The 21,469-nt window shown below is 57.8% G+C and carries 16 protein-coding genes and 1 pseudogene; 14 read left to right on the forward strand and 3 right to left on the reverse strand.

Annotated elements, in window-relative coordinates; genetic code table 11:
• Positions 1-113: 113 nt before the first annotated feature.
• The 6 genes and pseudogenes from accD to HHJ18_RS04245 all read left to right on the forward strand — a co-directional run.
• Positions 114-986 carry an acetyl-CoA carboxylase, carboxyltransferase subunit beta gene (gene accD / locus HHJ18_RS04220; RefSeq protein ID WP_296911821.1) on the forward strand — a complete coding sequence of 291 codons (873 nt, stop codon included), beginning with the start codon at positions 114-116 and terminating at the stop codon, positions 984-986.
• A gap of 172 nt (positions 987-1,158) precedes the next feature.
• Positions 1,159-1,833, forward strand: coding sequence for an LON peptidase substrate-binding domain-containing protein (locus tag HHJ18_RS04225; RefSeq protein WP_296911823.1), 675 nt, complete (start codon positions 1,159-1,161; stop codon positions 1,831-1,833).
• Between the two features lie 206 nt (positions 1,834-2,039).
• A complete protein-coding gene (gene lysS, locus HHJ18_RS04230; protein WP_296911824.1) occupies positions 2,040-3,614 on the forward strand; it encodes a lysine--tRNA ligase in 1,575 nt (524 codons plus the stop codon).
• A gap of 84 nt (positions 3,615-3,698) precedes the next feature.
• On the forward strand, positions 3,699-4,241 hold the full coding sequence (locus tag HHJ18_RS04235; protein ID WP_296911826.1) for a M48 family metallopeptidase: 543 nt from the start codon (positions 3,699-3,701) through the stop codon (positions 4,239-4,241).
• A gap of 685 nt (positions 4,242-4,926) precedes the next feature.
• Complete coding sequence (locus HHJ18_RS04240; protein WP_296911828.1) at positions 4,927-5,967, forward strand: putative sugar O-methyltransferase; 1,041 nt, start codon at positions 4,927-4,929, stop codon at positions 5,965-5,967.
• Positions 5,968-6,725: 758 nt separating this feature from the next.
• Positions 6,726-7,138 (forward strand): annotated as a pseudogene (locus HHJ18_RS04245) (aldo/keto reductase); the annotation flags it as partial.
• A 478-nt stretch (positions 7,139-7,616) separates the two neighbouring features.
• Here the strand turns inward: HHJ18_RS04245 and HHJ18_RS04250 are convergent.
• Entirely contained in the window at positions 7,617-8,519 is a 903-nt protein-coding gene (locus tag HHJ18_RS04250) for a DMT family transporter (RefSeq protein WP_296911830.1), read from the reverse strand.
• 49 nt (positions 8,520-8,568) lie between these two features.
• Positions 8,569-9,351 carry an SDR family oxidoreductase gene (locus tag HHJ18_RS04255; protein ID WP_296911833.1) on the reverse strand — a complete coding sequence of 261 codons (783 nt, stop codon included), beginning with the start codon at positions 9,349-9,351 and terminating at the stop codon, positions 8,569-8,571.
• A gap of 112 nt (positions 9,352-9,463) precedes the next feature.
• Between HHJ18_RS04255 and HHJ18_RS04260 the strand changes: the two genes are divergently transcribed.
• The 8 genes from HHJ18_RS04260 (at position 9,464) to HHJ18_RS04295 (ending at position 21,125) form a co-directional block, all read left to right on the forward strand.
• A complete protein-coding gene (locus tag HHJ18_RS04260; RefSeq protein ID WP_296911835.1) occupies positions 9,464-11,149 on the forward strand; it encodes an electron transfer flavoprotein-ubiquinone oxidoreductase in 1,686 nt (561 codons plus the stop codon).
• A gap of 910 nt (positions 11,150-12,059) precedes the next feature.
• Positions 12,060-13,553 (forward strand): lipopolysaccharide biosynthesis protein, encoded by a 1,494-nt coding sequence (locus HHJ18_RS04265; protein WP_296911933.1) that lies wholly within the window; start codon positions 12,060-12,062, stop codon positions 13,551-13,553.
• 11 nt (positions 13,554-13,564) lie between these two features.
• Positions 13,565-15,040, forward strand: a complete 1,476-nt coding sequence (locus HHJ18_RS04270; RefSeq protein ID WP_296911836.1) for an O-antigen ligase family protein — start codon at positions 13,565-13,567, stop codon at positions 15,038-15,040.
• Positions 15,037-16,026 (forward strand): glycosyltransferase family A protein, encoded by a 990-nt coding sequence (locus HHJ18_RS04275; RefSeq protein WP_296911838.1) that lies wholly within the window; start codon positions 15,037-15,039, stop codon positions 16,024-16,026. The genes HHJ18_RS04270 and HHJ18_RS04275 overlap by 4 nt, the downstream gene beginning before the upstream one ends.
• Complete coding sequence (locus HHJ18_RS04280; protein WP_296911839.1) at positions 16,016-17,155, forward strand: glycosyltransferase; 1,140 nt, start codon at positions 16,016-16,018, stop codon at positions 17,153-17,155. The genes HHJ18_RS04275 and HHJ18_RS04280 overlap by 11 nt, the downstream gene beginning before the upstream one ends.
• Before the next feature lie 93 nt (positions 17,156-17,248).
• Positions 17,249-18,421, forward strand: a complete 1,173-nt coding sequence (locus HHJ18_RS04285; RefSeq protein WP_296911841.1) for a glycosyltransferase family 4 protein — start codon at positions 17,249-17,251, stop codon at positions 18,419-18,421.
• Complete coding sequence (locus HHJ18_RS04290; RefSeq protein WP_296911843.1) at positions 18,411-20,087, forward strand: GMC family oxidoreductase; 1,677 nt, start codon at positions 18,411-18,413, stop codon at positions 20,085-20,087. The genes HHJ18_RS04285 and HHJ18_RS04290 overlap by 11 nt, the downstream gene beginning before the upstream one ends.
• A gap of 12 nt (positions 20,088-20,099) precedes the next feature.
• Complete coding sequence (locus HHJ18_RS04295) at positions 20,100-21,125, forward strand: NAD(P)-dependent oxidoreductase (RefSeq protein WP_296911845.1); 1,026 nt, start codon at positions 20,100-20,102, stop codon at positions 21,123-21,125.
• 122 nt (positions 21,126-21,247) lie between these two features.
• Here HHJ18_RS04295 and HHJ18_RS04300 read toward each other — a convergent pair whose 3' ends face one another.
• The gene (locus tag HHJ18_RS04300) at positions 21,248-21,403 is read right to left on the reverse strand and encodes a hypothetical protein (protein WP_296911938.1); all 156 of its coding nucleotides are present in this window, start codon (positions 21,401-21,403) and stop codon (positions 21,248-21,250) included.
• Positions 21,404-21,469 lie beyond the last annotated feature (66 nt).

The following is a 21,469-nucleotide window of genomic DNA, read 5'->3' on the forward strand; positions in this document are numbered from 1 at the left end:
GCAAAACCCATCCACCCGGCTCACCCGACGTAAACGACATACACGACGTACAAAGCGCCCCTCCCCCAGCGGCAACGGCTAAACGCAGATGCAAACCCACAAGGACTGACTTCATGTCTTGGCTAGAAAAACTCCTCCCCCCGAAAATCAACCCGACCGACCCGACCGAGCGCCGCAGTGTGCCCGAGGGTCTGTGGATCAAGTGCCCGAGCTGCGAAGCCGTGCTATACAAGACCGACCTGGAAAAAAACCAGAACGTCTGCCCGCAGTGCAGCCACCACCACCGTATTGGCGCGCGCGCCCGGCTCGATGCCTTTTTGGACGCCGAGGGACGCTATGAACTGGGGCAGGAAGTGCTGCCGGTGGACGCCCTCAAATTCAAGGACAGCCGCAAATACCCGGAACGCCTGAAAGAAGCCCTGGAAAACACCGGCGAAACCGATGCCCTCGTCGTGATGGGCGGCGCCGTCCACAGCATAGGCGTGGTGGTGGCCTGCTTTGAGTTTGATTTTATGGGCGGCAGCATGGGCAGCGTCGTGGGCGAGCGCTTTGTACGCGGCGTGCATGCCGCCATTGAGCAAAAAGTGCCTTTTATCTGCTTTACCGCCACCGGCGGCGCACGCATGCAGGAAGGCCTGCTTAGCCTGATGCAAATGGCCAAAACCAACGCCTCGCTGACCCGCCTGGCCAAAAAAGGCCTGCCCTTCATCAGCATACTGACCGACCCGACCATGGGCGGCGTGAGCGCCGGCTTTGCCTTTGTCGGCGATATCGTGATTGCCGAGCCCAAAGCCCTGATCGGCTTTGCCGGCCCACGCGTCATCGAATCGACGGTGCGCGTCACCCTGCCCGAAGGCTTTCAGCGCGCCGAGTTCCTGCTGACCAAGGGCGCAATCGACTTTATCTGCGACCGCAGGGAACTGCGCAAAACGGTAGCGAGCGCGCTGGCGATGCTGCTGAAGCAGCCGGCAGATGCGGTGAGCTAAAGTTTTACCGGATTTGCTCCTTTTTTTATAGCTGCTTGCGCCCGTATTCATTGGGCTGCAGCTCAAAATGATATCCAACTGGCAGGCCCCGCCAGAATTTTGATGGCATGATGTCCAATTTGTGTTTTGACGATCACATTTCGCAACGCACCTCAATTTGAAGCGCCCTATCATGTCTGATGCCCTGACACTCACGTCCCTCCCGCTGTTCCCGCTGGGCTCGGTTCTTTACCCCGGCGGCCTGCTGCCGCTGCGGATCTTTGAAGTCCGTTACCTGGACATGATTGGCAAATGCCACAAGACGGGCGCGCCTTTTGGCGTCGTTTCGCTGATCGAGGGCACGGAAGTTCGCCGGCCCAGCGACGCGACCGTGCAGGGCGCGGTGCCCAGCGGCGACGGCTTTGCGCGCGAGGACTTCACTGCGGTTGGCACGCTGGCAACGATCACCGGGTTCTCGGTGCCGCAGCCGGGCCTGATGGTGATCGACTGCGTGGGAACGCAGCGCTTTGAGATTTCTCGCCGCGAAAAACTCAAGCATGGCTTGTGGGTGGCCGACGTCACCCGGCTTGCGGACGATCAGGCCGTCACGATTCCGCCGGACCTGCAAGGCACGGCCGATGCGCTGGGCAAGCTGATCAGGACGCTGCAGCAGCGCAGCGTGGCTGCCGCGCAGATGCCGCTGCAAGCGCCTTACCAGTTGAGCGACTGCGGCTGGGTGGCCAATCGGTGGTGCGAATTGCTGCCGATGCCGCTGGACTTAAAACAGCGGCTGATGGCGCTGGACAACCCTTTGCTGCGGTTGGAACTGGTCAGCGACATTCTGGAGCGCAACGGCATTGCGTTGTGATTCGCTGCGAATTGGCGCTCAGGCGCTGACGTCGGCAGCATCGATGCAGACCAATATGCATTTTGCGCGTCCCCGCCGGCGAATCGGCCGGTTAAAAACTTAAAATCAGTGGCTGGGAGGTTCTTTCGCCCCATGCTGACCAATTCTTCCTGGCCTAGCCTTCCTGACCCTTTTTTTTCTGCTCTTTTCCCCGGAACACCGACCTCATGCCCATCCAGACTATCCCGTCCATGTCGCCCGCTGCCGGCCACCTTGCCAGCGTCCCGCACGATGAGAACCAGTTGATCATCGAGCGTCGGGAAAAGCTCAAGGCCTTGCGCCAGCAGCAGGCCGATGGCAAAGGCGTGGCGTTTCCCAACGACATCAAGCCCGCGCACCGGGCCGAGGCGCTGTTTGCGCAGTACGACAGCCAGACCAAGGAAGAGCTGGAGCCGCTGGCGGTGCTGGTGCATGTGGCGGGCCGCATGATGCTCAAGCGCGTGATGGGCAAGGCCAGCTTTGCCACGCTGCAGGACGCCTCGTTTGGCCCGTCGGGCGGGCGCATTCAGGTCTACATCAACAACGAAGGCGTGGGCGAAGCGGTGCACAGCGCCTTCAAACATTGGGACCTGGGCGACATCGTGTCGGCCACCGGCACGCTGTTCAAGACCAAGACCGGCGAGCTGTCGATTCACGCCACCGCCATCCGGCTGGTGACCAAAAGCCTGCGCCCGCTGCCCGACAAGTTCCACGGCATGGCCGACCAGGAGGTCAAATACCGCCAGCGCTATGTCGATTTGATCATGGACGAGTCTGCCCGCAAGCGCTTCATGGCGCGCAGCAAGGCGGTCAGCGGCATTCGCGACTTCATGGTGGCGCATGACTTTCTGGAAGTCGAAACGCCGATGCTGCACCCGATTCCGGGCGGCGCCAATGCCAGGCCCTTCAAAACCCATCACAACGCGCTGGACCAGGAGATGTTTTTGCGCATCGCACCCGAGCTTTACCTGAAGCGCCTGATCGTCGGCGGTTTTGAGCGGGTGTTTGAAATCAACCGCAGCTACCGCAACGAGGGCATCAGCGTGCGCCACAACCCCGAGTTCACCATGATGGAGTTCTACGCGGCGTGGTGGAATTACTCGGACCTGATGACGTTTACCGAGGCGCTTATTCGGGACGCCGCGCAGAAGGTCTGCGGCGGGCTGCAACTGAGCTACGGCGGCAGGGCGGTAGACTTGCAACCTGCCTTTGAACGCCTGACGATCCGCGAGGCCATCATCAAGCACACCGAGGCAGGCGAGCATGTCGACGACGCGGCATGGCTGACCAGCGCCCTGAGAAAGCTCGGCTTCACCGAAGCCAAAGACCGCCTGCAGGCCCGCTCGCTAGCGAGTTTGCAGGTTATGTACTTTGAGGAAACGGTGGAAGAAAAGCTCTGGCAACCCACCTTTATCTGCGAACACCCGGTGGAAATCTCGCCACTCGCCCGTGCCAGCGACAGCAACCCGGGCGTTACCGAGCGTTTTGAGCTGTACATCACGGGCCGCGAGTTCGGCAACGGGTTCAGTGAGCTCAACGATGCCGAGGAGCAGGCGGCACGCTTCAATGCACAGGTAACGGCCAAGGACAGCGGCGACGACGAAGCCATGTTTTACGACCATGACTTCATCCGCGCGCTGGAGTACGGCATGCCACCTGCCGGCGGCTGCGGCATCGGCATAGACCGGCTGATGATGCTGCTGACCGACAGCCCGAGCATTCGCGACGTGATTTTGTTTCCGGCGCTGCGCCGCGAGGTTTGACGAGTTTTAGGGGTGTTTTATGCCTCTAGCCTAATAGACACGGGCGCAAGCAGCTATTAATTTCATAGCAATTCAGCAGCAGACATGACGACGATGAAATACCTCTCGGGTTACCCCGACAGCCTGAAGGCGCAGGTGCAAGAGCTGCTGGTGCAGGGCCGGCTCGGTGACATGCTGCTCAAAAAATACCGCCATGCCCACGCCGTGCGCACCGACAAAGCCTTATACGACTACGTGATGGCGCTGAAGAACGATTTTCTGCGCAACGCCGACCCACTGTCCAAAGTGGCGTTTGACAGCAAGCTGCAGGTGATTGCCCACGCGCTGGGCACGCACACCACGGTGTCGCGCGTGCAGGGCAACAAGCTCAAGGCCAAACGCGAAATCCGCGTGGCCACGCTGTTCAAGGATGTACCGGCGGAGTTTCTCAAGATGATTGCTGTGCACGAGCTGGCCCACCTCAAGGAAAAAGACCACGACAAGGCGTTTTACCAGCTTTGCAATTACATGGAACCGCAATACCACCAGTATGAATTTGACCTGCGGGTGTATCTGACGCATATCGATGCGGCGGGCAAGCTGGCCTGGCCAGCGCTTTTAGCCAGCAGCGTGACCAGGGCGGGGTGAACTGAATGCGGCCCATCGTACAAATCCCGCAACTTACCCGGCTGCCTTGGCCTAGCCCTTGATGCTTTGGCCATGGTGGGGGGAACACCGGGCGCTCAGATCCACGTCCAGTGACACCGCACTGCCAGCGTATCGCCGAACGCGCAATTGGCGTTCTTTGCCGAGTTCCTGGCCATCACCGGTTGTTTGCGCACCCTGATCGACAGCTGTTCGCTGAGATTCAGCAGCCCGCAAAGGTGCCCGGTGCGATGCTCTGAGCCCGCAAGCAAGCAAGCAAGCAAGCAAGCAAGCAAGCAACATCATCAGCGAAGACGCGCTGCGTCAGGACAAGAACACAAGAAATTTTAGCTTTGCAAGCGTTTCGGCGCAGCGTACCATGCGCTCATTCACTGTTTAGTTGCCTCCCCTACGAGATAAACCCAATGAACACCGCAAGCCTCAATCGCTCATGGAAGCCGACGGATCGATTCGGCTGGACGCTTGAGCGTGAGCAATTCAGGTCCGGGCCGCTATCCCCTTATCTCCTAACCCCCTTCTCCTTAACTCCTGGAACTTCGCATGTTTGCGTTTATCCATTGAGTATCGTGCAGGGTTTTGCATCGGAGTAATCAGATTTAATGGGCCATAGTCACTTCGATATCAAAAAAGCAAATAATATGGCAGCATCAATAAAAAAAGGCATCTTATGCGACTAAAGTCCCATTTACAAAAGATTGAAAAATCGGCAATCTCCGCCTTTAATTCGTTACTCAGATATCGAAATTACAAATTGATAGAAAACCGGCTTCTATATGAATGGCAGAAATCTTCAGAAGCAAAACCAACTTATAACAGATCAACATTACCCGAGGGTGCCTCGGATTATTTGCATAAAAATAATCCAAAACTTGAACAGCTTAATAAAACATATAATATTTTTGATACAGAGGTGACAACGCCACTAGTTTGGACCGACGCTCACGTAAAACCCGATGATGTTGTTTACTTCAGAGGAGACAATGCTTATGTTTGGCAATTGAGGGGCCAAAACATGAACACTATGGGCTATGCTTTGACCACATATTATGTCAAGTCAATCGATACGCTTCAGCTTTTGGACCTATTGAAAGAAGATAATTTATTTGGTAACTTCACTTTCCGTATCGACAACCGCGTGATATCTCGAGACCTGCTGGATTCCATTATAGAAATTTATTTCCTGGAGAAGCACCTCAATATTTCGAAGTTAAATAAGGCTACTATTTTGGATATTGGCGCAGGTTATGGCAGATTGGCCCACAGAATGACTAGTGCAATACCTCAAATCAGCAGTTACCTGTGCACCGATGCAGTTGCCATTTCCTCCTTTATTTCAGATTACTACATAAAATTCCGCAAGCTGGATAAGATAGCTAAAGTGATTGGCCTGGACGCAATCGAGAAAACGCTAGGCTACGAACCGGTAGATATTGCAATCAATATTCATAGCTTTTCAGAATGCAAGATATCAGCCATCGACTGGTGGCTGTCCCTGCTTTCCCGATACAAGGTGAGATACTTGATGATTGTGCCCAACGCTGGTGACCACGGTGGCGAACGCCTGCTGACTCATGAAGGCGAAGATTTTGGTAAAGTGATTGAAAATCATGGCTATAAACTCATTGCCAAAGAACCAAAATTCAGAGATCCTGTGGTTCAGACATTCGGGATAAATCCCACTTATCACTATTTATTTGAACTTCAATAAGTGTCCTCGTGCCAATGGGCGGGTATGGTTTTTCCATGAAATCGTTGAGCGGGAGCGCTCTCAATTTACGGAAAATTTATTCGTAGGTGGTTGCGAATATAAAATCCCTTCAAGCAGTTCGCGGTACGACCATCTGTGAAAGCCAAAGAGGCCGGAATTTATCAATCACTTTGCTACACCTTGCGTCATAAATTTACTGTGCGGTGTTGCGCATGTGTTTGCACCTTCAGTATTGGAGGGTTGATCCAAACGGCAGTGGGCATGGGAGCCAGGCAAGGGTTGATGCCTTTGAAACGATTTGGCGTTGCCAGGAATGCCGCGTCCAAGGCGGCCTATTGGCCGGCCCCTTGAGTTAGGTGGATATCCCAGGACCAAATTTGGTTGTGCGCAACCGGCGGCAGTTCAGGCTTTGTGTAGGCAGGATGACGCAACTGGTTGCGTCGCTCGCTTACTGCTTCCCGTGCCCTGCAGCAACCGATACATGGTGCGCACCGATCCCGGAAAGCACCCCTGGCCCAGCAAGGTGGCATGCGCTACCGCAGGCGCGGCGTCAACGAAACGATCACTGTTGAGCGTCTCCAGCAGCACTTTGCGCTCGATGATATCCAGGGCCAATGGCGCTTTGGGGCGCGCCACACTAGGGCGATGCGGCCCCACCATAGTCTGACGATCGGCGCCTGCTTGGTGGCGCTTGGGCGCCCCGCGCGACATGCCCATGGCTTTGCAGGCAGCACCCGTACCCAGTACCGGTGGATGTCAACCTCGATATCGCGGACATTCAGGAACTGTGGTCGATTCCCGGCGGCCCCGCCGTGGCAACCAATCAACTCCTCTACAACCTCGCCCGCCGCGGCATCGAATGGGATTTGCTTCCTTGGCTCCGCGAGCGCCGCATCCCGATCATGGCTTATCTCCGATTGAGCAAGCCAAACTTACCCTAAATCCGAAGCTCGTCGACTTCGCGAGGCGCCACGGCATGACACCCGCACAGGCCGGACTGTCATGGCTGCTGGCTCATGACGACGTGATCGTCATTCCTAAAACCGGCCGTCGCGACCGGCTGAAGAAAAATATCGGCGCGTTGGATCATCGTCTGACGCAAGCGCAACTTGCCGAACTGGATCGGTTGTGCCCACCGCCGATAGGCTCCCGTCCGTTGGAGATGCTTTGATGAGCGAAGCCAAAAATCGACGATACCTTTACGGATTTATTTCCGGCAAAACGTCCGAACTTTTCGCGCTACCCAGCTATTAAGAATGTGGTTGTGCTTGCGTCCAAGTTACACAGAACAAAGCAAAGGTGATCGCACGAAAAAAGACAAGCCTGACCAAGTGGTAGTTGGGGTCCGGGGAGTAATGGAACAGTGAACCTCCGCGGCGGCCTGCGCACAAAAAACAGCGCAGTCCGGCGCATTGCCCCGACCGGTTGCCGCAAGCTTCGCCATTTAGCTATCAATATAATAGCTGTTTGCGCCCGCCCATCATGGGCTTCAGGCACCTTTTATGTCAATACGGGGTAGGCGCATGGGCCTGATCTTCAACCAATCCGCTGGCGCATCAAGTCCGGCAGGGCATTGGTTTTTGCATCTCATGGACCAGTTTTTCTTCTCGGGAATTTCAATTTTTATGGGTTGGTAGTTCACCAGTAGATTAGCGGTGAGCCCGTATAGAGGCCAAAATGCCCAGCGTGAAAAGCACGCAGGCAACCTGCTGGAGCGGCGTGGGCCAGAGCCCATTCCAGACAAAAGAATACAGCAGAGCGAACAGGGTTTCGCTAACGATGAGCTGCCCGCACAGGCTGGCGCTGAGCCGCTGACTGGCCAGGTTCCACAAAATGGTAGCCAGCCAGGCCGAGCCGACGCCAGTGGCCAGGCACAGCAGCGCAAACACGGGCAGGTCTTCCCTCGCTGTCAGCACGGACAGGCTTGAGCCTGCTGCCAGCCACATCAGCAGCGCGCCCAGGCCAGTGGCAATGCCCAGCCAGTTGGCCCAGTCGGTGGCATTGACTTCGGTGTGCCGCTTGAGCCAGGCTGAATTGAGAATGGCGAATGTCGTCCAGCACACCATAGAGGCTGTCACAAAAGCCACGCCACGCCAGAAATTTGAGGCCGGCCCGTGAGCCGCCTGCTGCGTGGAGTCCATCATTAGCAGCAAGCCCGCCAGCGTAAGTGCCAGCCCCGGCAACAGCGCAGCCCAGCGCAGGCCCTGCGGCTTGCCCAGCAGCATGACCCACAGCGGGATGGTGCCGATGATCAGCGTCGGCACCTCCGTGCCGGCATCGCGTATGGCCAGCACCAGCAGCAGGTAGTAGCCACTGAAACCCAGCACGCTCAGCAGCAGCGCGGCTGCGGCCTGGCGCCAGGTGGGCAGGCGCCGCGTGCGCAGCCCCGCCAGCATCACCACAGCTGCCAGCGCGCCGTACACGGCAAAGCGCCCGGCGCTAAGGTCGATGGACGAATAACCGCCTTCGCCCATGTTGAGCATGCGCGGCGCCACGAACACCAGCCCCCACAGCGCACCCGCCGCGAGACCGGCCAGAATGCCGATCAGCATTCGTGAGCGGGTTTCCTGAGCGCTGGTTGGCGCGCCTTGGCGACACTGATCAAGCTCCAAAACCGTCATCGGCCGCAATCACGGCACCGTTAACGAAATGGCTCTCGCCGCTGGCCAGCATGACAAGCAGCGCATCGAGGTCTTCCGGTTTGCCGATACGCTTGCGCGGCAACATTTGCACCAGCTTTTTACCCTGTTCGGTTTCCCAATGGTGGTGGTTGATTTCGGTGTCGATATAGCCGGGGCAGATCGCATTGACGTTGATGCCGAACTTGCCCCATTCCAGCGCCATGGCACGCGTCATCTGCACCACGGCGGCCTTGCTCATGCAGTACACACCGATCTGCGGCAACACGCGCAGGCCGGCCATCGATGCGATGTTGATGATGCGTCCGCCGGAGTAAGTGCCGGGAGCTGCCCCTTTGGAGCGGGCCAGCATGCGTTTGCCGACTTCCTGCGCGACAAAAAACGCGCCCTTGACATTGGTATTGAAAATAAAGTCGTAGTCTTCCTCGGCCACATCCTGAATGCGCTGCGTTGTGCTGACGCCCGAATTGTTGACCAAAATGTCGATGGGGCCGACCTCTGTTTCGGCATGGGCCACACCCGACTTGATGCTGGCGATGTCGGTCACGTCGAGCGACACCACATGGGCATCGCCACCTTCGGCTTCGATCTGCGCGCGCAGCTCCTTGAGCTTGTCGAGCCGGCGGCTTGCCAGCACCACGGCGGCACCGGCGCGGCTCAGGGTTTTTGCAAACTGCGCACCCAAGCCACCGGAAGCGCCAGTCACCAGCGCGACGCGCCCGGAAAGATCAATGCTGTAAGCCATCAGAAACTCCTCTAGATTAAAAGTGAACGATCGTTCGGTGCCCTGTGATCACGACATAAAATCAGCCGCAAACCGACAACCTTTCCTGAAATTCATTATCAGCGAGTCCCCAATGAACAACCAAGAAATTCTGGCTCAGTTTGGCCCCCGCGAAGCCATGGAATACGACGTGGTGGTGGTGGGCGGCGGTCCCGGCGGTCTGGCGACGGCCATTCGCCTGAAGCAGCTAGCCGCAGAAAAAGGCGCTGACGTCTCTGTGGTGGTGCTGGAAAAGGGCTCTGAGCCGGGTGCGCACATTTTGAGCGGCGCCATCATGGATCCGCGGGCGCTGACCGAGCTGTTCCCGAAGTGGAAAGAGCTGGGTGCACCGGTGACTCAAGCCGTCACGGGCGACGAGATGCTGTTCTTGAGCCAAACCGGCAAGATCAGCACGCCCGAATTCCTGATCCCGAAATCCCTGCACAACGAAGGCAACTACGTCATCAGCCTGGGCAACTTTGTGCGCTGGCTGGGCCAGCAGGCTGAGGCGCTTGGCGTGGAAATCTTTCCCGGCTTTGCGGCTGCCGAAGTCCTTTACAACGACGACGGCTCTGTGAAAGGCGTTGCCACCGGCAACCTCGGCGTCGGCAAAGACGGCCAGCCCATGGAGAACTTCCAGCTCGGCATGGAACTGCACGGCAAGTACACGATCTTTGCTGAAGGTTCGCGCGGCCACCTCGGCAAAAATCTGATCGCGAACTACAAGCTCGACGCAGACAAAGACCCGCAAACCTACGCCCTCGGCATCAAGGAGTTGTGGGAGATTGATCCGGCTAAAGCCAAACCCGGCCATGTGGTGCACTCCTTGGGCTGGCCCATGGACAACCAGACTTATGGCGGCGGTTTTCTCTATCACCTGGAAGACAACAAAGTTACGCTCGGCTTTATCACAGGCCTTGAATACAGCAACCCTTGGCTTAGCCCGTTTGAGGAAATGCAGCGTTGGAAGACCCATCCTGCAATTCGCCACTACCTTGAAGGCGGCAAGCGCATCAGCTACGGCGCCCGTGCCATCACCTGCGGCGGTTTGATGAGCTTGCCCAAGACCATTTTCCCCGGCGGTGCACTGGTGGGCTGCGACGCCGGCTTCCTCAACTTTGCGCGCATCAAGGGCAGCCATGCCGCCATCAAAACGGGCATGCTGGCTGCAGACGCTGCATATGCAGCGGTGACCGGTGGCCGCCAGCACGATGAGCTGTCGGCCTACCCCGAAGCATTTGAAAAGAGCTGGTTGCACGAGGAGCTTGAAGCCTCACGCAACACCAAGCAATGGATGAAAAAAGGTCTGTTTCTGTCTTCCTTCATGAACGGAATTGAGCTGTGGCTAATGCCCAAGCTGGGCTTCAAGGCCCCGCCCTGGACCATTCATAACAAGGTAGCGGACCACGCGAAACTCAAGCTTGCGTCGGAATGCCCGCAAATCGTCTACCCCAAGCCGGATAACAAAATCACTTTTGATCGTTTAAGTTCGGTGTTTGTGTCCAACACCAACCACGAAGAGCAACAGCCGGCCCACCTGACACTCAAGGATGCCAGCATTCCGGTCACTATCAACCTGGCCCTGTATGCCGGTCCCGAAAGCCGCTATTGCCCGGCCGGCGTGTATGAATTTGTGAAAAACGCCGACAACACGGACCGGCTGCAGATCAATGCACAGAACTGCGTGCACTGCAAGACCTGTGACATCAAGGACCCCACGCAGAACATCGTGTGGGTGACACCTGAAGGCGGCGGCGGACCGAACTACAGCGGCATGTAGTTCCATTTCCTGATCTTTAGCACGGAAGGGCAGTTTAGATACGACTCCCCGTTTGCCTTTTAAAGCGTACCCATTGCAATAAGTAACGTCAAAAAATTCGCATTTTCAACACTTTTTACATTCGCAGGGAGAGGAAGGGCTCAACGCAAGCTTTGAGCGCGCGGGAACCTCATCCCGGAATCGACCGGCGCGCTTCACAAATCTGACGCATTGAAGCGTTTCCTATCGGACGAATTCTGATCCACCAGAGTGCTTTTTTCTGATCTCGCCTTGAGACTTGGCGAAGATGACAGTGGAAATCGGACACGCAAACAATTGCTGACGCAGGCCGAAGAATCGATCGTTTGGTGACATGCGCGACTGTAGGGTTGCACGGGTGCTACCCAGCCTGGAACGGCCAGGTAGACACATCCGGCACTTCGACTGAATGTAAGCTAATTTTTAGTAAGAATTCGCTACGAAAGTCTTGAAATAACGCGGGCCATGGGCCATTCGGACTATTGCCGATTGCTGCTCAGATCTACAAACTTGCTTCATTTAGCAGTGAGGAAAACCATGTCGCCCGCCCTGCTTAGTGTCTTGTTGGTAGCTGGCTTGGCTGTTGTAGCGCCCACGTCGGCGTCAACGTCAATCCAGGTTGACTCAACAACCTCCCCGTATTCGAACTTGGAAATCGCCGCGCGCATGCCGCTGCAACCTGTAGCAGTACCCGTCCCTGTCGTCGCGGCAGGCACCGTGCCAGAGCGTCGCAGCATTCCCCAAAGCGCAGCCGACGGCCGATCCAGCGCGGACGGTTCTGGCTGGCGGACTTATGGCACCTTGTTAGCAATCCTGGTGCTAATGGCAGCCATTGCGCTACGGCGCCACAAAGCGGGGGAAATCTAGCGTGGGTGAACTCGGCCGTTCTGGTGTGGCCGCAGTTAAATGGAGTACTGCCGCCTCTGCGGGCCGCTTTGCACTTCAACTACTGGCACAAGTTGTATTGGCACGAACCCTGGGGCCGGATACTTTCGGTATCTTCGCCATCGGCATGATAATTCTGACTTTCGCAAACTTCGTCTCAGGCTTTGGCTTCAGCTGGAATTTGTTGCAACGCACTACTCTGCGTGAGGAAGACATCCGTTTTGCCTGGACCTGGCAGTGCATCGTGGGAGCCGTCACGATGCTCGGCTTGTATCTGTTGGCGCCCGTGCTGGCGGATTATTTCCGCGAGCCTAGAGCCCAGTCGGTCATTGAGTGGCTGTCGTTGGCGTGCCTGCTCGGTGCGGCTGCCGCTCCCGCGACCTACTTGTTGCAACGCGACCTGAATTTTCGTGCAGTTGGCTTGGTTCAGGTGGGCAGCTATGCCGCAGGCTATCTGGCAGTGGGTATTCCGATGGCACTGCTGGGTTGGGGAATAACGTCTCTGGTGGCCTCCTGGCTGGTCCAGGCTACGGTTGTTCTGGTGGCCAGCTATTGGCTAAAGCCGCATGCCTTGCGTCCGCTTTTTTGGTACCCCGATGCGGTCTCGTCCGTGGGCACGGGTCGTGCCGTCTTTTTCACCAACATCGTCAACTGGTTGCTCAACAATCTTGACCGCGTGCTGGTAGGACGTCTGCTCAGCGCCGAGGCCTTGGGTCTGTACAACATGGCTTACAACCTGGCAACGCTGCCCAACACTTTGCTCGTAGGTGCCCTGCAGCCGGCATTCATGGCGGCAGGAGCGCGCCTGCAAAATGAGGTGCAACGGCTGGGCCGCGTGTACTTTCAGATGCTGGCCACGATTTTTGTTTTGGGGCTGCCGGCTTTCGTGTTTCTTGCCCTTATTTCAAGCGACCTTGTGCGCCTGCTTTATGGTCCGCAATGGCGTGAAGCAGGCGGGGTGCTAAGCATTTTGTTCCTTGCCATGCCAGCGTACGTTGTTTGGGGTCTGTCTACCCCAATTCTCTGGAATACGGGGCGAAGGCACTATGAATATGCATTGCAGCTGCCCCTGGTTGGCTTGGGAGTGATGGGCTTTTACTTCTTTGCCGGGCAAGGGATTCAAGCAGCGGCCACCGTCGCGGCCTTGCTGCTGGTAGTGCGTGCCATCGTGATCAGTACTGCAGCGTTTCGGGCGCTGGGGCTGCACGGGTCAACCGTGCTACAGCATGTCGCGCGCGGCTTGATGCTTAGCGCACTGTGTTGCGCCGGGGTGTTGTCTGGCCAGCTGGCTGTCGCGCGCTTTGAAATGCCACTTCTTTCGCTGGTGACCAGCACGCTCGCGGTCTTTTTCCCCCTGACTTTGCTGCTGGCCCTGCGCCCTCAGATATTGGGTGATCAGGCAGCGGCCATGGTGCTTAGGTTTTGTCCAGGACTGGAACGCTTTTTGAGTCGCACGAAGCCGGTGCCGCTGCCGGAAAACTTGGGCGAACAGATCTTGTAGGTCGAGGCATCATGAATCAAGTTGTCATCATTTCCGTCCTGATCACGGGCGCTGTTCTTGCGGCACTGGCCGCAACGCTAGGCATGGCGGGCACAGTCCATCTGACTTCGCGCCGTACCCACGGCTACATGCATTTAATTTTCTATGCCTTATTGTTTACCGCGGCACTCAGTAGTCTGTTGTCCGGGCGCGACTTCGCAAACGCCAGCATAAACATTAGCCAGCAGGCTGCGCCGGGACGTCACCCCATCATGATGTTTGCGCAGCCGCTGATCTCGCTGTTAATACTGACCGTCGCCGGCGAACGCATCGTGACGCATTGGCTAAAACGGGACAAATCGGCGCACGCGCCAGCGTTGCTATTGGTAACGTTTCTTGTCTTTTGGGCGGGTACGGTGGCAGCGCCCGCTTTAATGGGCGCCCACCCTTACCTGGCACACGACTATGTCTACCCGCTGGTCATGGGGATTGCAGCTTTACTGGTTAACGGCGCCGAACGTGACCTGGCCGTCCGGGCAGCGCGCAATGCCCTTGTGTTATTCGTCGCGGCAGGCCTGCTGCTGATTCCATTTAAAACCAGCCTGATGCTTGACACCTCCTATGCACAGGGAATGTTCCAGGGTGTGCCGCGCCTCGCAGGTCTGGCATCTCACCCGGTCACATTGGGCCTCCTTTCCCAACTTGGCTTGCTGTGCCTAATGGCATTCCCTTATCAGCGCAACTGGCTAAACCGGCTTGCATGGATGATCGGTCTCGGATCGCTCTTCATGGCGCAGTCGAAGACCGCGTGGATCGCTTTCACCCTGTGCTCGGTATGCATACTCGCTGTGCGGCGTGGCCCAGCGTGGTGGCGACGCGTCAGCGATCCAGCGCGTCCCGAGAGCGGCGTCGTTTCTGTGCTGTTGTTCATGGTTGCGGTGGCGTCGATAAGTTTGGTTTTGATTTTTGCCGATCTAGGTTCCAGGTGGGTCAGCTTTTTCGACAGCGCAGAAGGCGCACAGTTCGCCTCGCTAACCGGCCGGGATCTTATATGGGCGATTGCCTATGACGAATGGCAACGCAACCCGCTGTTCGGTTATGGACCCACTTTGTGGGACGAAAGTTTCCGGGCCGTCATTGGCATGCCCAACGCAACCAGTGCACACAATCAGTTCATGGATACGCTGTCGCGATCCGGATCCGTGGGCGCGTTGGCCCTGACGCTTTATGCGCTGGTGCTGCTGGTGCTGTCGCTTTACTATGCGCGAGCCAGCCGTGGGCTTTCACTGGCTCTGTTCGTCGCATTGATAGTGCGCTCAGTGAGTGAAGTTCCGCTTTCTCTCTTTGGATACGGCACAGAACTGATCACACACATCTTGCTGTTGATCACACTGGCGGCTTCTGCCGGCGAAGCCCGTGTTCGTCTGGCGCAAAGCACTGAGGACCGAAAACACGCGCCTGTTAATCCTGCCCGAGACCCTTTAGCACCAGCCAGATTCTCTCTATGAAGTTCTCTATCGTCATTCCGCTTTACAACAAAGCGCCTTACATTACCAGCACCATCGAAGCGGTCCTGGCACAGACCTTGACGGACTTCGAGGTGATTGTTGTCGACGACGGTTCAAGTGACGGCGGAGCCGAACTGGTTGCGGCCTTAACCGATCCACGCTTGTGTCTGGTGCGTCAGGACAACGCGGGTGTTTCGGTGGCCCGTAACCGGGGAATTGCACGGGCACGCGGTGACTGGGTCGTATTTCTGGACGCCGATGACGGGCACCATCCTCGCTTCCTGGCGTCTTTGGCGGCGGCCCAAAAAATCTACCCTCAGGCGGACGCCGTAGCCACCCAATTTATGTCTCTTCCCGACAGCAGGGACAACTGGCCGCCGCGTTGGCCAGACATAGGCGATCGCCTGAACATTGAACTCATCACGGATCTGCCTACCCGCTGGATGATGGGTCCGACTTTATGCACCGGCTCGGTAGCCATACGAACGGTGCTGCTCCAGCAAATGCAGCCCTGCTTTCCTGTTGGAGAATCGCAAGGCGAAGATATTGACCTGTGGTTTCGAATTGCCGAAAAAACATCCATCGCCCTGGTAACGAGTCCTTTGTTGGCCTACCGTACTTCGGTGGAAGGAAGTTTGACAGCGCAACACGACCCTATGCTGTTTCGGTATCCGGCAATTCAGCGGATGCGAAGACGGGCACTTTCGGGTTCCCTGTCAGCACAGCAGAGCCGGTCCACCTTGTGGTTTATAGCGCAGCAGGAAGTGTCCGGGGCCCGCCACGCAATGGCTTCAGGTCAACGTCTAGAGGGTATGCGCTGGCTGATTCGCGGACGCCACGCGGTAAGCGGCAGGCGCTGGTGGTTAACAGCTGTTATGACGTTGCTTTTTCCAGGAAAACTGGTGAGGATTTGGGATTACCGTCGTTCGCGCCGGGCGTTGCACCCCCTCGACACCGCCAGGGCAGGAAACAGAAATGAAACCTGAGAACTTTTCCAGAACATTTCCGCTACCTGCCTGCCGCGCCGCTGTAATCGTCAAGGCGTTCAATAAAGAAAAGCGCATCCAGGCAGCAACAGAGAGCGCGCTGCGCGCAGTGCCCACCGTGAATGGTGAGGTGGTGTTTGCAGATTCCGACTCTTTCGACCGGACCGTTGAGTTGGCTCAGGCTCATCCGATAAGCATCGCGCAACTCGCGCACCCGGATAAACGCTCCTGCGGCATCGGGCCTCAATTGGGCTTTCAGCATTCGCGCGGTGAATTCATATGCCTACTTGACGGGGACATGCAAATGCTTGGTGGTTCTCTAGAGCAGGCGCTGGCTCTCCTCACGCAGCATGGGGATGTTGCCGGAACCAGTGGTCGCGTGGTCGAGCAGAACAAGAAAAGCCTAGAACACCTTGCGCGTGGGGAACGCCTCTGCACCCAACGGTCGCCAGGCAGCGTGGACCGGCGCGATGGCGGTGGACTTTATCGGCGCAGCGCCATCGAAGACGCGGGCTATTTGTCCGACCGCAATCTTCATAGCTACGAAGAGTTTGACCTGGCGGTACGTTTGCGCGTCCTGCGCTGGCGTCTGTGGCTCCTGCCCGTGGACGCTGCCAATCACTTTGGTCAGGACGCCCCGCCCTACCGTTTGCTGATGCAGAGCTGGAGCACGCGCTACACATCCAGACTGGGGGAACTGGTTCGCTCTGCAGCTGGTCAGCCCCGCCTTCGTTGGGTACTACACGGTCTGCGTGATCTGCAGCTCTTCGTGGCTGTTATGGCATGGTGGCTCGCGATGGTCAGCATAGCTTTCTGGCCGGTTTCTGCAGCTTGGCGCCTGGCGTTTTTTTGCGCGCTGCTTACCGCACCCGTGCTACTAATGACCTGGCGCAAGCGGTCTGTCACCAAGGCTGTTTATGCCGTGGTGTCCTGGTGTTTCAATGCTGCCGGGTTGTTGCGCGCGCGGAGCCCTGCGCGCGCGCTCATCTCCAGACGGATTTTCAAGGAGCCCGCCATCCCAACCGCCGCAGTCGATGCCAACAGCGACTTTTTGGAACCCTTACCGGTTCCCTGCAAAAACAGATATGAATCAACATCGTGGTTCCTGCCAACTCCTACATTTAGCTAGAACGCCCCATGACCAACCTTCTTAAGCCTGCGCTGTCCCGGATGCCGAAACTCACCTCTCCAGATACCGAAAACACCCATGCGAAGTGAACCGATGCCCCGAACCGCTGCCCGCGAGCGTGGCGGCCGCTATATCTACATTGCCTGCCCGTGGGCACCCAAAGGCGGGGGCATGTTCAAGGTTGCGGATTACCTGATACAGGCCCAGGCATTTTCCACGCCCGCCGAGGCAGCCGAGTTACGCCCCCTTGATACGCGCGGCGGTGCCCATGCGCTTTTTTCTGTTTGGGTTCTTGCTACTGCCCTGGCCAAGCTGGTGCGCGGACGCTTGAATGGCCAGCTGGTAGGCGTGCATGTCAATATGGCCGAACGACTGAGCCTGTTTCGCAAGAGTGCCATCGTCGTCATGAGCCGCGCTCTGGGTGTGCCCGTGGTGCTGCATCTGCACGCTGCACAGATGCCCAATTTTTACCGTTCGCTGCCTCTTCTTCTGCAGGCCATGACTCGCTGGGTATTTTCCTTGCCAGCCAGCTGTGTGGTGCTGGGCGCTATTGCACAGCGCTTTGTCATCGACGAACTACGAGTTCCTGCTGATCGTGTCGAGGTCGTCATTAACGGTGTTCCCGAGCCGACGCAGACGCGTCGCAAGGCCGTGGTTGATAGCGTACAGCGCGTGCTGTTTGTGGGCAACCTTTTAGAACGCAAGGGCGTTTCAGATCTCTTGAGGGCACTGGCGTTGCCCGGGTTTGAAGCCTTGCGCTTGGAGGTTAACCTGGCGGGAGGCGGCGATCTGGAGACCTACCAGATGAAAGCGCGGCAGCTTGGCGTGGACGGCTTTGTGCGCTTTGAAGGCTGGTCGGATCAACAACAGGTCGCGCATTTGATGGCGCGTGCCGATGTGCTTGTTTTGCCCGCCTACGACGAGGGCTTACCGCTGGTCATTTTGGAGGCACTGGCCAATGGCGTTGCCGTGGTCTGTACTCCTGTCGGAGAAATACCTTCGTTGCTGACCGATGGCGTCAACGCCTGCTTTGTTCAACCCGGCGATGTCGCGAGCATCGCGGCTGGCCTGCAACGCGTGTTGCTCCAACCGGCGCTGAGAGAAGCGCTCGAACGCAACGGACGCGTGCTCTACGAACAGCAATTTTCATTGACCCGGTTTTTTGCAAACATTGCACGCGTTCATCAGCGCTGTTTCGGCATCGCAGGCCGGCCCCTGCGAAGCAGCAACACAACAGAGCAGAGCAGCGATCGCCATGATTACTGAGGCCAACAGCATTCCGAACGGGACCTGCTTGCAGGTTGACGTCTGCGTGGTGGGCGGCGGCCCGGCTGGCATCGCGCTGACGCTGGCGTTGTCAAAGCGCGGTTTTTCAGTGACGATGCTCGAATCCGGGCAGTTGGCGTTGGACGCAAAAACCCAGTCACTCTATGAGGGTGAAGTTGCCGATGAGCGACTGCACAGCCCGCCTGACAAATATCGACAACGGCGTCTGGGTGGCTCGACAGCCATTTGGGGCGGTCGCTGCACGCCGCTAGACCCGATTGATTTCGAAACGCGCAGCCATGTTGCGCACAGTGGCTGGCCGCTGTCCTACGACGACTTGTTGCCCTACTATCCTGAAGCCAATGCACTGGCCGAAGCCGGACGCTTCAACTATGACGCGGGAGAGACGCTCGGCCCGCAGGCCTTGCCCATGATCCGCGGTTTCGACAGCCCTCGGGTACACACCAGCGGACTCGAGCGCTTTTCATGTCCCACTCACTTCGGCAGTCGTTATATGAAACGGCTGCAAGTGGCTCCAAGCGTGCAGGTCCTGCTAGGTGCCAATTGCACGGCGGTGCGACTGGAGGCCGACGGGCGTTCAGTGCGCGCTCTGGACGTCGCCACACTGGAGGGCAAACGTTTTTCAGTAGCCCCGCGCGCGGCGGTACTGGCCGCAGGTGGCCTTGAGACCGCTCGCTTGCTGCTGGCTTCGCGTGATGTGGTACCGGCCGGTGTTGGCAATCTCAACGACGTGGTTGGTCGCTACTACATGTGCCACATTGCTGGCAATGTGGGTACGCTGACGGTCCACGGCCCAACCCGCAATGTCAGTCACGGCTACGAGATGACGCCCGAAGGGGTCTACTGCCGGCGCCGCCTGCAGGTGGCTGCGGGAGAGCAGCGGCGCCTGGGGCTGTGCAACGCCGTGGCCCGCCTGCACTTTCCTCGCATCACCGACCCTGCGCACCATAACGGTGTGCTTTCTGGGCTATTTCTATCACGTAAGCTAATCAGCTACGAATATGGCAAACGACTCAACGATGGCGCCCAGCATTCGCCAGGCACATACACCCGCCACCTGCTTAATGTGGCTACCGACCCGTTGGACACCGCAGCATTTCTCGTGCACTGGCTGACCCGGCGATCTCTGGCGGAACGAAAATTTCCATCGGTGATCCTGCGCAACCGCAGCAATCGTTTCAGCCTTGAGGTGCATGGTGAGCAAATACCGCAAGCGGTCAGCCGCGTCTCGTTGACTGACAAAGTCGACGCGCTCGGCATGCCGCAGCTGCGCGTGGACTGGCGCTATTGCGCGGAAGATATTGACTCGATCAAGCGCACGCTCGATCTGTTGGCGCGGGAATTTGCACAGAGTGGCACCGCCGTGTTTGAATACAACCGCGACACGCTGGAAGAAGACATCATGCGTTTTGGCGCATATGGTGGACACCACATCGGCACGGCACGCATGGGCACCGATGTCCGTACCAGCGTGGTCAACGCCGACTGCCAGGTGCATTCTGTGCACAATCTTTTTGTAGCAGGAAGCGCCGTGTTTCCGACATCCAGCCAGGCCAATCCCACCCTGACGCTCATCGCCCTGTCGCTCAAGTTGGGCAACACCCTGGGGCAGCGTCTGGTTACCGCTCACGCGGCCAGCTTTTAGCGGAGATCTGACATGAAAATATTGGTTTTAGGCGGCTCTGGCCACATTGGCAAACAACTTCTGAACGTACTCCGAAGTACCTCCTGGGCCGAGCCTGTGGGGGCTTCACGGGCAGCACAACCAAATCACGCTAGCAACGGGAGCGCTGACTGGGTGAGAGTTGACACGACAGACCTGTCGGCGCTAACAGCGGCGCTGCAAGGCTTTGATGCCGTGGTGAACTGCGTGGCGGGTGACGCAGGTTCGATTTCCGAAGGCACACGGATATTGGTTCAGGCCGCTCGCACTGCCCATTGCCGGCGTATTGTCCACCTGAGCACCATGGCGGTCTATGGTCCTGTCGAGGGCATCGTCCACGAAGACGCGCCGCTCAACCCCAGCCTCGGATGGTACGGTCGGGCCAAGTGCCAGGCTGAAATCCAAATCGAGGATTTTGTGCGCCAGGGCGGCGAAGCGGTGGTGCTGCGGCCAGGCTGTGTTTTTGGGCAGGGCAGCGAGCTATGGGTTGGGCGGGTAGCGCGATGGCTTCAGGCCGGACGCCTCGGCGATCTTGGTGTCGCCGGCGACGGCTGGTCCAACCTGGTCGATGTAGCCGATGTCTGCCAGGCCATTGTGGGTTCGTTGCGTTTGCCGCTTGAGCCCGGTGAATTGCCAATCTTTAATCTGGCGGCGCCCGACAGTCCGCGCTGGAACAACTACTTCGTCGATCTGGCTCTTGCGCTTAAGGCGACGCCGGTTCGCCGCATCGGACCACGTCAACTCCGGATTGACGCCTGGCTGGCGGGTCCGGCGCTGAAAACCGCGCAACGGGTGGTGAAGTATATGAACATGAAAACCGCGACCGTGCCGGACCCAATGCCGCCCGGGCTGCTGCGCTTGTGGGCGCAACATATTCACCTGGACGCGAGCTCCGCTACGCAAGAACTCGGGCTTGCCTGGACGCCCTATGGCATCGGCCTGCAAAGCTCCGTTGGCTGGTTTTGTGGGGGCGGCTCCTCAGACGTCCAAGCGATTGCCGGGACCGTATGCACACCCTGAGGCCGATGCCCGCCAGTCTGGACGTCGTGTGGCAGCTGGATTTGAAGCCAAGGTCCTTAACAGGGCATCCGAGAACGGTTTGTCGTTACTGCCAACCGGTCGGCTGCGAGAGGCTGCCACGCCTAGGCGCTGCATGGTGGCGAGGATTGTTTCTCCCCCTTCATCGGTGAGTCGTTGTCCGAGTGAACGGCGAGCTGATTTGGCGTATGGTTGACGACGATTGCCTTGCCCGGCGTGTTGCGGGCAGTCATAAATAAGTAAGCGGTTAGCAAAGTCATCTTGAGTCCTGTCAAAGAGTTGGCCAACATGGTGTCCACAATACAAACAGGTGGACACGATAGAAA

Source organism: Polaromonas sp., assembly GCF_012927455.1.
Classification (GTDB): Bacteria; Pseudomonadota; Gammaproteobacteria; order Burkholderiales; family Burkholderiaceae_C; genus Polaromonas.